Source organism: Tenacibaculum holothuriorum (assembly GCF_002120225.1).
Taxonomy (GTDB): Bacteria; Bacteroidota; Bacteroidia; order Flavobacteriales; family Flavobacteriaceae; genus Polaribacter; species Polaribacter holothuriorum.
The window spans coordinates 433,388-450,463 of sequence record NZ_LAPZ01000002.1 but is presented as its reverse complement, the minus strand read 5'-3'; the positions used below and the strand labels follow the sequence as shown (position 1 = coordinate 450,463).

At 28.3% G+C, this 17,076-nt stretch carries 13 protein-coding genes; 10 read left to right on the top strand and 3 right to left on the bottom strand.

Annotated elements, in window-relative coordinates; all coding sequences use genetic code 11:
* The first annotated feature begins 49 nt into the window (after window positions 1–49).
* The 3 genes from recA to WH52_RS04985 all read left to right on the top strand — a co-directional run bounded on the left by recA (window position 50) and on the right by WH52_RS04985 (window position 3,753).
* Window positions 50–1,057 (top strand): recombinase RecA, encoded by a 1,008-nt coding sequence (recA, locus tag WH52_RS04995; RefSeq protein WP_086029834.1) that lies wholly within the window; start codon window positions 50–52, stop codon window positions 1,055–1,057.
* A gap of 134 nt (window positions 1,058–1,191) precedes the next feature.
* Window positions 1,192–2,052, top strand: coding sequence for an AraC family transcriptional regulator (locus WH52_RS04990; RefSeq protein WP_086029833.1), 861 nt, complete (start codon window positions 1,192–1,194; stop codon window positions 2,050–2,052).
* A 27-nt stretch (window positions 2,053–2,079) separates the two neighbouring features.
* The gene (locus WH52_RS04985) at window positions 2,080–3,753 is read left to right on the top strand and encodes an amidohydrolase (RefSeq protein ID WP_198938377.1); all 1,674 of its coding nucleotides are present in this window, start codon (window positions 2,080–2,082) and stop codon (window positions 3,751–3,753) included.
* 62 nt (window positions 3,754–3,815) lie between these two features.
* On the opposite strand, the gene WH52_RS04980 is transcribed toward WH52_RS04985, so the two are convergent.
* From WH52_RS04980 to WH52_RS04970, 3 genes are all read right to left on the bottom strand, one after another.
* On the bottom strand, window positions 3,816–4,196 hold the full coding sequence (locus WH52_RS04980) for a LysM peptidoglycan-binding domain-containing protein (protein ID WP_086029831.1): 381 nt from the start codon (window positions 4,194–4,196) through the stop codon (window positions 3,816–3,818).
* Window positions 4,197–4,344: 148 nt separating this feature from the next.
* Window positions 4,345–4,776 carry a dUTP diphosphatase gene (gene dut, locus WH52_RS04975; RefSeq protein ID WP_086029830.1) on the bottom strand — a complete coding sequence of 144 codons (432 nt, stop codon included), beginning with the start codon at window positions 4,774–4,776 and terminating at the stop codon, window positions 4,345–4,347.
* 1 nt (window position 4,777) lies between these two features.
* Window positions 4,778–5,053 carry a hypothetical protein gene (locus WH52_RS04970; RefSeq protein WP_143592059.1) on the bottom strand — a complete coding sequence of 92 codons (276 nt, stop codon included), beginning with the start codon at window positions 5,051–5,053 and terminating at the stop codon, window positions 4,778–4,780.
* A 171-nt stretch (window positions 5,054–5,224) separates the two neighbouring features.
* On the opposite strand from WH52_RS04970, the gene WH52_RS04965 reads away from it, so the two are divergent.
* From WH52_RS04965 to WH52_RS04935, 7 genes are all read left to right on the top strand, one after another.
* The gene (locus WH52_RS04965) at window positions 5,225–6,220 is read left to right on the top strand and encodes an NAD(P)H-dependent glycerol-3-phosphate dehydrogenase (protein ID WP_086029828.1); all 996 of its coding nucleotides are present in this window, start codon (window positions 5,225–5,227) and stop codon (window positions 6,218–6,220) included.
* A 250-nt stretch (window positions 6,221–6,470) separates the two neighbouring features.
* Window positions 6,471–7,130: a hypothetical protein gene (locus tag WH52_RS04960; protein WP_086029827.1), complete on the top strand. Its 660-nt coding sequence runs from the start codon at window positions 6,471–6,473 to the stop codon at window positions 7,128–7,130.
* A 119-nt stretch (window positions 7,131–7,249) separates the two neighbouring features.
* Window positions 7,250–8,758 (top strand): GT4 family glycosyltransferase PelF, encoded by a 1,509-nt coding sequence (gene pelF / locus WH52_RS04955; RefSeq protein ID WP_198938375.1) that lies wholly within the window; start codon window positions 7,250–7,252, stop codon window positions 8,756–8,758.
* On the top strand, window positions 8,758–10,353 hold the full coding sequence (locus WH52_RS04950; RefSeq protein ID WP_086029826.1) for a hypothetical protein: 1,596 nt from the start codon (window positions 8,758–8,760) through the stop codon (window positions 10,351–10,353). Before pelF ends, WH52_RS04950 begins: the two co-directional genes overlap by 1 nt.
* Window positions 10,340–11,143, top strand: a complete 804-nt coding sequence (locus WH52_RS04945; RefSeq protein WP_086029825.1) for an endo alpha-1,4 polygalactosaminidase — start codon at window positions 10,340–10,342, stop codon at window positions 11,141–11,143. Before WH52_RS04950 ends, WH52_RS04945 begins: the two co-directional genes overlap by 14 nt.
* A 317-nt stretch (window positions 11,144–11,460) precedes the next feature.
* Entirely contained in the window at window positions 11,461–13,104 is a 1,644-nt protein-coding gene (locus WH52_RS04940) for a hypothetical protein (protein ID WP_143592058.1), read from the top strand.
* Window positions 13,105–13,116: 12 nt separating this feature from the next.
* A complete protein-coding gene (locus tag WH52_RS04935; protein ID WP_086029823.1) occupies window positions 13,117–16,881 on the top strand; it encodes a DUF2194 domain-containing protein in 3,765 nt (1,254 codons plus the stop codon).
* The last annotated feature ends 195 nt before the right edge of the window (window positions 16,882–17,076 follow it).

Below are 17,076 nucleotides of genomic sequence, written 5' to 3'. Positions count from 1 at the left end.
TTTTTCATAACTTAGCAACTCTTATTTTATAAAATAATTAGCACGATTTATGGCAGCAGATAAAGAAAAAGAAGCGAAACTAAAAGCGCTTCAACTTACGTTAGATAAGCTAGATAAAACTTACGGAAAAGGAACAGTAATGAAGTTGGGTGATACCCAAGTAGATGATGTAGATGCTATTTCTTCTGGATCTTTAGGACTAGATTTAGCTTTAGGTGTAGGAGGATATCCTCGTGGTAGAATTATTGAAATTTACGGACCAGAATCATCAGGTAAAACTACCTTAACAATACATGCAATTGCAGAGGCACAAAAAGCAGGAGGTATTGCTGCTTTTATTGATGCAGAACATGCGTTTGATCGTTTTTATGCAGAAAGCTTAGGAGTAGATGTTGATAACTTAATTATCTCTCAACCAGATCATGGTGAGCAAGCTTTAGAAATTGCTGATAACTTAATTCGTTCAGGAGCAATTGATATTGTTGTAATTGACTCGGTTGCTGCATTAACACCAAAATCTGAGATTGAAGGAGAAATGGGAGATTCTAAAATGGGACTTCATGCTCGTTTAATGTCACAAGCACTACGTAAGTTAACAGCAACAATTAGTAAAACAAACTGTACAGTTATATTTATTAACCAATTACGTGAAAAAATTGGAGTAATGTTTGGTAACCCAGAAACTACAACGGGTGGTAATGCATTAAAATTCTATGCTTCAGTTCGTTTAGATATTCGTCGTAGAACACAAATTAAAGATGGCGATAGAGTAGTTGGTAACAGTACCAAAGTTAAGATTGTAAAAAATAAAGTTGCACCACCATTCCAATTAGCAGAATTTGATATTATGTACGGAGCTGGTATTTCTAAAGTAGGAGAGGTATTAGATATTGGTGTAGAATACGGAATTATAAAGAAAAGTGGTTCTTGGTTTAGTTATGGAGATACTAAACTAGGACAGGGTAGAGATTCTGTAAAAGGAATTATTAAAGACAACCCTGAGTTAATGGAAGAACTAGAAAACAAGATTAAAGAAGCTATTGAAAATCAAGATTAAGTATCTAAGTTTAAATTAGAGGTTCAAACTATTACTATTTAAAAGCTGTTGATTTATCAACAGCTTTTTTCGTATTTTAAAGCTTGTCAATTTAAGACAAAAGTAAAACAGTTAGCTCGTTATACATTTGCAATATGGAAACTAAAGAATTCTATAAAAACCGGTTACAACAAGTAGTTTCCTATTTAAGGACCCAATACAATGCTAAGATTTCAATTAAAGAATTAGAAGAGTTATCTAATTTTTCGTACCGAAATTTACAGCGTGTATTCAAAGCAAACTATAACGAAACTATAGGAGCTTATTTAAGTAGAATTAAGGTAGAAAACGGAGCTAAAATGTTAATGTATTCTAATGAAGAAATTAAAATTATAGCAGAATCAATAGGTTATGCAGATGTATATACTTTTAGTAAAGCATTTAAAAAACACTTCGGAATTTCGCCTGCAATGTATAGAAATAAAAAAGAAGAATTATTTCAAAAAGAGCCAATTAATAAATTAGAAAGCATGCCTTTTTTTGAAGAAAAAATTACTGTTTTACCACAAAAAAAAGTACTGTTTACTACCTTTAAAGGAGACTATTATAGTAATAAGTTAGATACACTTTGGAATTTATTTTTAGAAGAAGCAGAACAATTAAATGTTAATGTAAAAAATAGCGAATGTTTTGGTATTATTTGGGATGAACCAATTTTATCAGAAACTATTCAATACGATTACGATGCGTGTATTGTAATAGATGATGAACTTACAATACCTAATAAAAAATTCAAAGTAAAAACAATTCCACAGCAAGAATACGCAGTATTTACACATATAGGATCGTATGCAAGTATTTCAAAAACGTATGATAAAATTTTTAGTAAATGGTTATTTTCTACAAATAAAGAATTATCAGAAAAGCCATTTATAGAAATTTATAAAAAACACGAAGGAAATACAGAACATGAAAACGATTTTGAAACAGAAATTTATATTCCCTTAAAAGGCTGATTAAACATCAGTTTTAAAATGAAAAAAATGAAACTATTAATAATCTTATTAAGTATTGTATTAACCTCTAAAGCTTGTAGTAGTAAAGAAGTTGTACCTATAATTTCAAGCAATCAAAAACTGTATTACAATGCTAAAATTTATACAGTAAATCTTAATATCCCTTGGGCAGAAGCAATGATTATAAAAGAGAATAAAATTGTTTTTATAGGAAGTAATTCAGAAGCAGAACAAAAGGTTGAAAAGAATGCACAAAGAATTAATTTAAAAGGAAAATTAGTATTACCAGGTTTTCACGATGTTCATATGCACCCTATGGAAGTAGGAGCTACCACAACTTCTTTTGAGTTAGATGAAGCAGAAACCGATGCCGAAAACTATATAGCCACTATAAAAAAAGCCGCCAGAAATAACCCAGATGTTGAATGGTTAATAGGTTTTGGTCATTCCATAAATACGTTATTCGATGCACAAAGAAATCCGTTAGAAATTATTGATGATGCTGTCTCAGACAGACCAGTAATTATTATGGAACAAACATCACATTCTATGTGGGTAAATTCTAAAGCTTTAGAACTAGCAGGAATCACTAAAAATTCTTCAAACCCTCAAGGAGGAATTATTATGAAAGATAATGGAGAACTTAATGGAATTTTAATAGATAATGCAGGAGATATAGTTTTTCAACAAGCAATATCATCACTAAATGATGCCAATGGAGAGTACGATGGAATGGTAAATTATGTATTGCCAAAATTAGCAAAAAACGGAATTACTTCGGTATCAGATGCTAGAACATATTGGAAAAGAGAGCAACATTTAACATGGAAAGATTTAGAAAAAGATGGAAAATTAACAGCACGATTTAATCTTGGTTTATGGGCATATCCAGCAGAAGATGATATAAATCAAATAGCAGTTTTAAAAAGTTTATTTTCCAATGATGAAAACAGTTTATTAAAAATTAATCAAATAAAATTGTATTCAGATGGAATAACACATAATACAACAGCAGCTTTACATACGAACTATCTTGAAGATTATTTTGAGCTACCAACTAATAACGGATTGAATTATTTTTCAGAAAATAGAATTGCAAAATATATTCAAGAATTAGCATCAGTAGGATTCGATTTTCATATTCATGCGATAGGAAACAGAGGAGTTCATGAAGCATTAAATGCTATTGAAAAAATAGGAACATCGAATGGGAGACATCGTTTAACTCATGTTGAAATGATTGATCAATCTGATATCAGTCGGTTTAAGACACTTAATGTAACTGCTGATGCACAAGTAGCAGGAGATTTTACAAAACCAAATCATTGGCACGAAAATGCTGATTTAGTAGGAAATACTTTAGCACAAAATTTAATACCAATTAAATCTTTACAAGACGCTGGAGTTAGAGTTACTTTAAGTAGCGATTGGAATGTAAGTACTCTTAATCCTTTTGTAGGAATTCAAAATGCTGTAACTCGATCGCCTCAAAACATTTCTTTAGAAGAAGCTATTAAAGCATATACGATAAATGGAGCCTATACAATGAGACAAGAAACTAAAGTTGGTTCTTTAGAAGCAGGAAAATTAGCAGACTTTGTTGTAGTAGATAAAGATATTTTTGAAATTACACCCAATAAAATTAATACAACCAAAGTAGTTTTAACTGTGTTTAACGGTAAAGAAATTTATAAAAAGTAGAATAAAAAACACCTCATTAGCTTTATATTAATGAGGTGTTTTTTGTAAGTAAAAATTTACTTTTATAAGTTAGGAATTACTAACTCTTGATCTGGATGAATTACATCTGGATTTTTTAAGATGTTCGTATTTGCCTCAAAAATTTCTTTGTACTTCATGGCATCACCATAATAGTGCTTTGCTATTTTTCCTAAAGTATCTCCACTTTTTACAGTATGTCTGTGAAAAACACTTTCGTCAGCAACTTTAATATCTGCCATAATATCGGTAGGGTTATCACCACCTACTTTTTTAATTTCATCCCAAAGTAAGTTTTTTTCGTATTGTGTATTGGCAGTTCCAAAAACTTTTAAAAGATTTCCTTCATGCTGTACATCACCATTTTGTATGTTTAACTCTTGTCCTAAATCTAAAACTGATTGGTATTTTTCTTTAGCTGTCATATTGTAATTTGTTTTAATTATGCTTTAAAAGATACACAAAATTTTGCTATCCAATATTTAGAAACAGTTACTAATAAATAGTCACATTATTATTAAAAATACTTTATCAGTATTTAAGAAATTAAATGTTTAACTGTTAATCAAAAGGCTAAACTCCCGTGCTTCCAAATCCACCTGCACCACGTTCAGTTTCATCTAAAATACTTACTTCTTGCCAATTTACACGTTCGTGTTTTGCAATTACTAATTGTGCAATACGTTCTCCATCGTTTATTGTAAAATCTTCATTAGAAAGGTTTACTAAAATCACCCCTATTTCACCACGATAATCAGCATCAACAGTACCAGGAGCATTTAAAACTGTAATTCCTTTTTTGGCTGCGAGTCCGCTACGAGGACGAACTTGTGCTTCAAATCCAACAGGTAAAGCAATAAATAAACCTGTTTTTATAATAGCTCTTTCTAATGGTTTTAAAACTATAGCTTCATCTATGTTAGCGCGTAAATCCATTCCTGCAGATCCTTCAGTTTCGTAAGCAGGTATTTGATGTTTTGATTTATTTATAATTTGTACGTTCATATTATCCGTTATTAAATGTTCTTACTCTGTTAAGTTCTTCTTTTCTAAAAATTGAATAAATAAAACTAGGTATAGCGATTAAACCAATTATTTTGATAGAAGAATTAGATATATAATCTTTGATTAAAAAATAAACTAAAGGTGTTCCAGCTAGTAGAATTAAAAAAGCTATTAATAATCTAATTTTAGATTCTTTAGCAAAGAAATTTTTATTATCAACCTTAGTTTTCACCATACAATTATCACAAATAATTAAGGTAGCCTCTCCTTGATGCATAAGAAATCGGGTTTTCGTTTCATATTTACAATTTATAGATGTTTCTTTTTTACACTTAGGACAAAAGCAATAAATTTTCATTTCAAATGAATTTTCAATTATCAAATATAACACCCTTAAGTTTTAAACCGAATTTAGTTTTCTTAATTTTGTATATCAAACAAACAAACTATGAGTACACAACCAAAAATAGCGGTTCTTGGTGGAGGAAGTTGGGCTACTGCTATTGTTAAAATGTTATCAGAAAATTTAACTACTATAGGTTGGTATATGCGAAGTGTGTATGCCATAGAACATATAAAACGTAATAAACATAATCCTAGTTATTTAAGTTCAGCTGAATTGCACCCAGAGCAATTAGATCTATCTGATGATATGAATTATATTGTTGATAATTACGATGTGTTAATATTTGCAATTCCATCAGCTTTTTTAAAAACTGAATTAGAAAAATTAACTATTTCTTTAGAAAATAAAATTGTTTTTTCAGCAATTAAAGGAATTGTACCAGAAAGTGGATTAATCGTTGGGGAGCATTTTCATGATCTTCATAATGTTCCTTTTGAAAATATTGGGGTAATTACTGGTCCGTGTCATGCAGAAGAAGTTGCTATGGAGCGTCTTTCATATTTAACTCTTGCTTGTCAAGATGAAGAAAAAGCAAAAGACTTAAGTAAGTATATCGCAGGAAGGTATATAAAAACAAAAATATCAGACGATATTATTGGTACCGAATATGCAGCAATGCTGAAGAATATTTATGCAATTGCTGCTGGTATTGCTCATGGTTTGGGATATGGAGATAATTTCCAATCGGTATTAATGAGTAATGCTATTCGTGAAATGAAACGTTTTATTAAGAAAGTACATAAAATGAAACGTAACATTAATAATTCGGCTTATTTAGGAGATTTATTGGTTACAGGATATTCGGTTTTTAGTAGAAACAGAATGTTTGGTAATATGATTGGTAAAGGATATACTGTAAAATCTGCCATGTTTGAAATGAGTATGGTTGCCGAAGGATATTACGCTACAAAAAGTGCTTATAAACTCAATGAGAAAAACGGTGCAAAAACTCCAATTATAGATGCAGTATACAATGTTTTGTACGATAAAAAAGAAGCGAAAGACGAGTTTTTAAAGTTAACAAATAGATTAGATTAGTTGTTTGAAAAAATAAACTATTAAGTCTTCTACAAGAGAAGTTTTATACTCTTTCTAACGCTTCTTAAAGATTTAATAACTAGTGGATTAATATCCATTAGCAAACAAATTTAATCTAAAAAAATAATTTTCAAACATATTTTTTAAATTTATTACAGTAATAAATATTTAGTAAAATTAAACTTAAAATAAGTGTATATTTACATTTTGTTTAAATTTAAACAAAATGTAAATATTATATACTTTTAAGATGAAAACAATTCAAGAAGCTGTAGAAATCACCATTAGAAAAACTCCTTTTATAGAAGAAGCTTTAAATGAAAAGTTAATTAATGTATCGTCGTTAGCACGAGAAATATTACCAGAAGTTTCTAAATTATTAAAAAAAGAGGTAAAAGTAGGTGCAGTAATGATGGCTATTAACAGGTTATCTCCAGCCAATGAATTAAGAGTTCGTAAAAATATTAAGCGTTTAGCATTAGATTTAGGTGATGTTATTGTACGTTCAGACCTATGTGATTATACTTTTAGAAATACACCTTCATTATTAAAAGAAATAGCTAAAATTTTAAGCAAATCTGCCGATAGCAATGATTATTTCTTAACTGTTTCTCAAGGAATTTTTGAAACAAATATTGTAACCAGTAAGAATTTACAACCTTTTGTTGAAGAAATTTTTAAAAAAGAAACGCTAATAAATAATGTGAATGATTTAGCTTCAATAACAATAAAACTTCCGAAAGAAAATTTAGAACAATCGGGTATTTACTATTTCATTTTAAAACAATTTGCTTGGGCAAATATTGCAGTACAAGAAGTTATTTCCACTACTCATGAAATGACAATTGTAGTAAAAGAACGTGATGTAAATGAAACTTTTGCTATACTTATGGATCTTAAATTAGGGTAAATTATTTTCATATGAGGGGGAAAACACCCTTGTAGGCGATGTAAGATATTATTACATTTGGGTAAACCTGCCCTTTTAAATATTTTAAAGTATCCCCTTTCTTATTAAAATTTTAAAGTTTGAATAAGAAAGTACTACTTATAACGGAAGGAACTTATCCATATAACTATGGTGGTGTATCTAGCTGGACGCATACTTTATGCAACATGGTTAGTGAAACAGATTTTTATTTGTATTCACTAAATGCTAGCCTAGAATTAAAACCAAAATATGAGGTTAGTAACAATGTAAAGGAAATAATTCAACTTCCTTTATGGACTCCTTATGAGCCTTTTGATTTTATAGATTATGGAGTTAGCTACGAAGAAATTTTACAGAAAAAATTAGCTACTTCTTCCAAGATAATTAAGTCTAAATTTATCGATACTTTTTCTGTTTTTATAGAAAATTTAATAAGTGATGATTGTAATCTAAATCAATTAGAAAAATCAATTTATAAGTTATACTCTTACTTTAAAAAGTATGATTTTAAAACTACATTATCGAGTCATATAGTTTATTCATTTTTTAAAAACCTTTTACTTTCTAATACTTCATTAGAGTCATCAGAAAAAATTAATTTAAACGATGTAACTTTTGGTTTACGATGGATTTATAGAGTGCTTTTAACGCTTTCTATACCTGTCCCTAAAGTAGACATTACTCATATTACTTTAACTGGTTTTCCTATTATTCCTGCTTTAATTGCTAAAAAAGAACACGGTGCTGCTATTGTTGCTACCGAACACGGAATTTTTATCCGAGAAAAAATGATCTATGTAAACAGTTCTTATTTTTCATTTTTCTTAAAAAGTTTAATGATTAAATGTTCTCAAAACATTGCTAAACTAGCTTATACACGATCAGATAAAGTTTTATCGGTAAGTAAATTCAATACAAAATGGGAGTTTGGTTACGGTGTTTTAGAAGAAAATTCAAAAGTTATTTACAACGGAATAGATGAAAACCGATTTGTTCCTGGAGAAAAACCAACTCCTCTTAAAAATATTCCAACTGTTGTTGCTATAGCAAGAATTTTTGCTCTAAAAGACATAGTAACGATGATTAAAACATGTAATGAGGTTAAACAAACTATTAATAATATTCAGTTTATAGTTTATGGTGATAAAAATGCCGAACCTGAGTATACACAACAGTGTGAAGAGTTAATTAAAGAGTTTAATCTTGAGAACAACTTTGTTTTAGCTGGCCACCATAGTGCGCCAAATAAAGCCTTTTTAGAGGGCGATATTTCTATCTTAACTTCTATTTCCGAAGGTTTTCCATATACCGTAATAGAATCTATGAGTTGTGCTATTCCTGTTGTTGCAACCGATGTTGGTGGAGTAGCAGAAGCTATTACCAAAGAAACTGGTTTTGTTTGTAAAGCTAGAGATTACAAAGCATTGGCAAGTAAAGTAGTTTTTTTACTTCAAAATGAACAATTACGAAAGAAAATGGGAGAAAATGCTAGAAAACGTGTTTTAGAACATTTTACGATAGACAAAATAATTAAGGCTTATCAAAATGAATATGACGAATTAATAGCATTAAATAAAGGAGTTTACGAATATTTAAAAGTTGTGTAATGTCTAGAAATACCAATAAAAATATAATCTTGTTGCAAAAGCAAATTCAACATAAAATTGGTGTACCAGTTTCTGTTGATACTGTTGTGGCTATTATAGAATCTTTTGGTATTAGAGATAAAGATGTACAGTCTGATTATGGTACAGAAAATATAAGACATTTAGCTAAAAAGTTATTTGCGAAGCTCACTTCGAATTCAGAAAAAGAGGTGAAAAATGCTAAAGAAATTGAATTTATAAGTAACCAAAAAGAAGAAAGAACTGATTTTATTTATGAAGCATATCAGTTTTTTAAACACTATGTTTTAGGTACTTCTCATTTATTAGCAATAGCAATTCAATTAGTAACTATTGTGTTGTTTGGATTTGCATTGTATGTTTTTACAGGCTTTAATCAAGTACAGTCCACCGCAGTAGTTTTGGGAGTTATTTTAGGAATGATTTTAAGTGGAGGTTTTATAAAAGTTATAGGAAAAGAAATTTCAACATACTACTATAGCGAAGATTTAGCGATGGTAAAACAAATAACATTTTATCTTCTTAAAAAAGGGATTTTATGTATTGCTTTGGGAATTCTGTTTCTTTTAACGGTTAATTTTTTGTTTTCTATTTTCCCGAATAGTATGATGTTGGTAACATCAATCTATGCTTTTTTAATTGGTGTTTTATTTCTAGTATTCGCTCCTTTACATGTATTAAAAGCCCGAATTTTAATATTAATTTCTACAGGAATAGCAACTTTTTTCGGTATACTATTATTTACATATACGAGTATAAATATTTACGGAGTTCACTTTTTAGGACTTTCGTTAGCAATAGTAATTACCGTAGTATTTCTATTATTTTATTTTAAAAGATTAGATATTAAGTATGAAAAAAAAGATTACAAACTAAGCGCTTTATTATACAATAATTACAACTACTTTTTATATGGTTTAATTATTAATATTTACTTTTTTATTGATAGGATTTTAGCTTGGTCTTCTTATAAAGTGAGTAATTTCTTTTTTCCTATTTATTATGAAAAAGATTATGAAATAGGAATGGATATCGCTATAATTTTCTTCCTTTTATTAGCAGGATCTTTAGAATACAGTAGTGTTTCTTTTGTAAAATTATTGAACAAAGAACAGCACACTACAAGTTTGATAAATTCATCTAATTATTCAGAAAAACTATTCGATTTATACTTAAAAAATACTTCGTTGTTATTTATTACTGCAGCTCCAATTTTTGTAATAGTTCAGTATTTTATTTATGGTGAATATGGGTATAATCATTTTTTTACGATTCCTTTAAATCCACTCAATACTCAAGTAGCTCAAGCAGGAATTATAGGATATTTTTTTATGTGTTGGGGTATGTTAAATGCTTCCTATTTGATCACTTTAAAACAGCAAAAAAAAGTACTTCAATTGTTAATTATAGCAACTATTGTAAACATTATTATAGGCTTTATTTTAAGCAAATTAATAGCTTACGATTATAGTGTTTATGGTATGTTAATAGGTTCTGTAGTATTTACGGCTCTAAGTTTAAAAGAGAATATAAAAGTATTTAAAAATGTAGATTATTATTACTATGCTTCATGTTAAAAATTACATATTACTCGCAACCATATTCTTTATTTCTAAAGGTTTTGCTAATGCAGTAGAGAATGTGTTTTTATGCTACGGAAAAATCGCAGTGGATGAGATAAAAAATTACAAGTATGTAATCTTAGAAGAAGCATACTATACCAAAGAAGAAGTACTAAAAATAAAAGAGAATAATCAAAAAGTATTATGCTATATAAGCTTAGGAGAATTAGATAAATATGTATCATACTATGAAGAAGCTAAGAACTATGTATTACCAGGGAAAAATGCTATTTGGGACAGTTATTTTTTAGATTTAAGTAAAGAAGGATTACAAAATATTCTATTAAAAAATATTGAAAAGAAACTAGCCAAAGGGTTCGATGGATTGTTTTTAGATAATATAGACAATTATGGAACTTGGGGTAAACAAAAGCAATTAAAGAAACACTTATACATATTCTTAGCCAAAATAGTTACTAATTTTCCTAATGCTTATTTAATGCAAAATGCAGGCTTAGATATGGTAAGTACTACTCATGATTTTATTGATTCAATAGCAATAGAATCTGTAATAACTAACTACGATTTTTCTAAAAAAAGGTATCGTTTACGAGAAGAAAAAGAGTCAAGAAAACTAATTAAGTCTATAAAAAAAATAGAAGAAGAGTATCAAATTCCGTTTTTACTTATTGAGTATACCAATGATTTAAAAATGTATAAAAAAATTCAAAAGAAACTAAAAAAATATAAATGGTCTCTTTTTGTAGGACAAATAGATTTACAACAAAAACCAACATTTAATTAACAGCAATTATGATGCTATTTAATAACATATACACAAGTTCTTTAAGGTTATATATTATAATCTTGTTATGCTATGTTATTAAGAAAAAACTAGAAAAAAAGGAGTTACTATTCTCCGATTTTTTAGTGTACTATTTAAGTAAATATTTAGCAGTTAGTTTAATAATTGTGTATCTGTTAATCATAATTCATAATTTTAATATATTCAATTATACTGTTTTACTTTTTATATTTTTTGTATTTGATTACAACCAATATAAATCTCCTGTAAGAATATATAAAGAGTTAAAAGAGAAGTTTAATTATCTTCTTTTAAAAGTGATAGCTTTTGTTGAAAGTTCAGATAGAATAACGTATTTGAAAGAAAAAAATAAAGATTCTAAATTCAATAAAAAAGAGATTACTGATTTTAGCATAACTTCAATAATAGTATTAATAACATTTTTTAGTAGAGTACAATTTTATAAAAATGACATCTACTTATTTTCAGAAACTTGGTTTGAAGATTTAATAAAGATTAACGACTTAAATAACCAGGTTTGGTTTAGTCCAGATTATTCTGAAATAGGTCATTATGCCATTATAAACTTGTTTAGTAATGCTTTTAAGATAAGTCCAGAAAACGCATTGCAAATGTTTGGATTAATACAAGTTACAGCATTAAGTATTCTTATTTTTTGGGTAGTTAAAAAAGCAAGTAAAAAAACAGGATTGGTGTTGCCAATAATGGCTTCATTAATTTTCACTTTGGGCTATACTTTTACACCAATTAATATTGGTTATTTACTAAAGCATCAGTTTATATTTTCTGTACTTATTTTAATTTTACCAGCCATTGTTTTTTTAATAAACAAACAAGGTTTTAAACAATCGTTTAAAAGCAAAATAATATACCTAAATATTGTTTTAATAAGTAGTTTACTTTTAAACTTTTCTTACACACTCATTTTAATTCTTGTAGCATTAAGTGTTGTTATAGTTTTAAATTATATAAAAAAAACAAAAGAAAAAGTTACGTTATTATTTACTGTTTTAGTAAGTAGTTTAACGCTATTATTTAGCTTTTTTGTGTTTTATAAATACGAGTTTTTTAATGCTTTTTACTTCTTAAAGAGTAGCTTATTACAAGTAAATCAGTTTTCTAACTTATCACATTTATTAGTGCCTTATGAAACTATTATTAAGCTCACTGCTTTATTAAGTATTATAGGATTATCAAGTACTAAAATTGAAAATCAAAAGAATAAAGTATTGGTTATTTTTTCGTTGCTATACGAAGCTGTAGTGATATTATTTTTTATCAATATCGATTTTATTGATAAAGATATTTTATTACTAATTTTTAGTGTTTTAACACCGATAGTTATAGCATTAAACAGTATTCAAATCATTAAAGTACTATCGTTTAAAAACAAAAAAGTATCGAAAGTACTTAGCGGAGTATTAGCCATTGCTATAGCATTTTCAACAGTTTTTTTTCAACAAGAAATTGTAAGTAGCGCACCAGTTTCAAACGAAACGAACAGACAAATACTAAAAGCATATAACCAAATTACTACCACGCATTTACCATTTACTTATTCTGTGGTAAATACTAATAAGGTAGCGCTAATAGGAAACAAGAAACATTACTTTATTAATTATTCAGAGTTTAATTCTGAGTACTTAGAAAGAGATTATTTATATCATAAAAACAAAGAAAACAAATCGTTTTTAGAAGCTCACCCAGAGATTATTTTAACAAGTAAAGTATTTGTTTTTGAAATTTCTGATATAGATAAAGATGTAATAAGAACCGGAATTTCAATTCCAAATAACCAACTCCAAAATAATGCGAATCTTCTTTCAGAATTAAAAAAGAGAGGTCGCAAAATAAGATTGTATACCCAAACCCCAAGGCTTAAAGTTTACGAAATCATTAACACGGAAAACAGCAGCAAAATAAGCGAGATGTTTTTTTAAACCTAGGAAATCATGAAGAGGGTATTTTTATCGGCAAAAACAACAATTATCATATTGGTAATAAGTTTGTTTACAGGGAACTATGGATCATTAAACGAAGAATTAACAAACAGAATGTCTGATAATTCTTCAGCAGGAAATGAATTTTTTACAAGTAATTTTTTCTTAGAAACATCGCAACCAGTGGTGAGTTTTTTATCTGAGGAACATAATATAAAAGACAATTCGGTTTATAAAAACTTAAGGCAATTATGTAGTTATACCAAACTACCGTTTTCTTCAATTTCAATAAACAACATTAATAATAAAGAATATTCAATTCCTACTTCTGTTAAAACGATTTGTATAGATAGAACCGTAACAATATCGAAGCCTGCTATTAAAAAATTAATTGAATTTGTAGCTAATGGAGGATCGTTAGTAGTTACAAACATTGTTTACGACACTCATTTTAATTATTTATTAGGTTTAAAAGCAAATGAGGAAGAACATTCGTATAACAACAATGCCAAAGGATTTAAATTAACTAACCAATTTATACCTAATACCGATAATACTAATTTTTACGAAAAAGGAGCTCATTTTGGGTTTAATAAAAGTAGTTTTAATAATGATGTTGAGGTTATGATTACTGCTGTTAATGATACAGAATATCCTGTAATTTTAAAAAGCAGTATAGGTTTAGGAAAAGTAATTTTCTTTAATTCTAGCATAGAAATCTCTAAGTATGAACGTGGACTTTTATTTACATCATTATTATCAACATTAGAAGGAGTTCCGTATCCTGTAGCTAACGTAACTACTATTTTTTTAGATGATTTCCCAAGCCCGATATACGATTTAAAGAAAGAACCTATAAAGTCTGAATACAACGTAACAAATCAAGAATTTGTGAATAATATTTGGTGGCCCGATATGGTTTCGCTATCTAAAAAACATGATATTAAGTACACAGCAACAATCATTTTTGATTATGAAGAAAATACCATTCCACCTTTTTCATTTAAAGAATGGGAACGTACAAAACAAAACAATATGGCTGTTCCGCATATTGTTACCAAAGATTTATTAGCTAACAACCATGAATTGGCGATTCATGGATACAATCACGTTTCGTTATTAGAAAAAGATTGGAGTAAAGAAACCATTGGCTTTGCACTTAAAACGGTTAAAAAGAAATGGAAATTAAATAATTATGGAGAGTTACCGGTGTCTTATATTCCACCTTCAAATCATATTGATAAAGTAGGTGTACAGGCTTTAAAAGCAAACTTACCATCAATAAAATACATGTGTAGTGTGTATACTGGTGAAAAGGAAATGGGAGGTGACAGAGAATACGAACCAGAACCTTATGCTAAAAATATGTTCGGATTTCCTAGAGTTACTTCTGGATATTATTTAGACAGCGATAAACGTTATTTAAAAGAATCTACATATTTGTTTACAGGTATTTGGTCGCATTTTATTCATCCAGATGATGTATATCAAATTCCAGATGAAAGTAATAGTAAAACGAGAGGAAGTTTTAGTTACCGAAACGAACCAGAACTTAACTGGAAGAAGGATAATAAAAAAGGATTGAAAGGGATGTTACCAACTTTTGATGAGATTCTTCAAAATCATTCAAAAACATATCCTTTTACAAAATATACTGATGTTAAGGAAGCGGGTAGAAGAGTAGCAGATATTCGATTAAATAGCTATAAACACGATGTAAATTCAGACTACTATTCTGTTACTAATTTGAATAGAAATAAAAATCAAGATTGGTTTGTGTATGTATCAAGTTTTCAAAAAGGAAAAGTGATTGATTATTTACAAAAGAATAAAATTCAATACCATCAAATCCCGTTACACAACGGAGTTTTAATAGGAGTAAAGACTCAAAAGAATAAAATTACAATTCCTATGGTATCACCTCAAAGAAATAAGTTTTTAACAAATCAAGTTTTAGCATCTTATGATGCTTTATTTAATAAAAAAGTAGACCAAAAAGAAGCTAAAAAAGAGTTAAGCTTAGCACAAAAAACTAATTTATTAAGAACTAAATTATTTACTAGTAATAATTATAATGAAGATGATTGGAAAACGTATGTAACTTACTGTAGTTGGCAGCAAAAAGAAAAGCAATTTTGGTATGATTTAGATACTTATTTTAATGAAAACAAACAATTTGAGATTGCTAATTTTTCTGATGAAGCTGCAAAAACAATTTGGTACACCAACGAGAAGGATTCAAGAAAGTGGTTAGTTCGTAAAACTGAATTAGCACCAAGTAAAGATTTAAAAATCAGTTTTATAAAAGAGTATATTAAAAAGTATAATTCAGAAAAAAATGTAACTGATATTTCTAAAAAGTTGAAAGAATTAGTGTTACTAAACCCAACTTCAGAAAATAAGACAAATTATGTTTCTTATGTTTTATGGAGTGAAGTGCCTAATAAAGATCAGATTTTATATAGACTAAAACCATCAAAAGACTATGTTACCCTAGCTAAGGAAATAACATGGTATTTTAAAGATAAAAAATATTACGATAAAATGTTGGCTTGGTCAGATGTTACTGATGAAATACCTATAGATACTAAATTATATTGGTTATTTGAAGCTAAAGAATATACTTTGTTAGATGCCTATTTTAAAGAATATATATCGAAAAATCCAACAGATGATCTAGCTAAAAAAATAATGAGTCAAATGTATTTAGAAAGAAAAGACTTTTTAAATGCTTGGAAAATAGCTTCTGCTATTAATTCAAATTCTAAAGAATATGAATCGTTAAGAAAACAGTTGAATTATGAATTTACTATACAAAGCAAAAAACTTCAAAACGAATTTATAAAAGCTAAGGATATTTATTTATTTGCCAAAGTAAGAGATAGTATAGAAAGAGTATTAATTTTAGAAGGTAAAAATTCGATAACATTTTCATCGGTTATTAATACCGACAGAGATAACATTGCTTCTTTCGAACGATTGGCAACTTATAGCATGGTTACCGATAATTTAAATGTACACAGTATTTCGGCAACTAATACTTCGGTAAGTGCTTTACAAGGCAATAATTCAGTAGAAAATGTAGATAAAGAACTTTATGGTATTGAATACAAATTTGAAAGTTCTCGTAGAGGAAATGACAAATTAAATTATCATGCAAGAACACGACTAGAAACTGACAGAGAAAACTATTTTTATCATGTAGGAGCAGGAGTTAATTATAACGTAGATAATACATTTATTTCTGCAGAATATGAAGTAGCACCTGTAAAAAACGGAGCTGCCTACACTAAGAATATTTATAAAAATAAAGTAGGAATTTATGCAGAGAAGAACTTTAAAAATAAGTTGAATGCGATAGCTTATGTAGAAGGAAATTATTATTCAGATAATGAAAAAAATTTAACATCTACATTGTCTTTAAGTTATCCTGTATTTGCTTACGGAAGTCATCAAATTCGTCCAGCTTTAGAAGGAACTTATAGTGTTGGATCTGCCGATTTACGTCAAGGTTTTCCTTATTGGATGGTTAAAGAACGACTGTTTGGTGGAGGAGGTTTACAATATCAGTTAAATACTGATATGGATAAAACATTTGCCTTTGTAGATGCTATGGTATTTTCCGATAGTTATGCAACGTATTTTACAAGATTTAGAGGGCAAGTGAACTTTCAGTTACAAAAATATTTTATTGTAAACTTTAATGGAGAATTGTATTTAAACGATCAGTATTATTCTAATTCGTTTAACATAGGGTTACTGTATCTTATTAAGTAAAATAAGGAGGTTGTTTAAAACTGAAGTGAATGTTATTACGAGAAATTTAATCAGAAAGAATTCCCAATATAGTTGCATCGGAATTTCCGCTGAAACTGTCATTCCTGTGAAAATAGGAATCTAAATAACAGAATTTCGAAGTAATCTCGAAAAGAAACTTACTAAACATAAGATTCTTTCACTTCGTTCAGAATG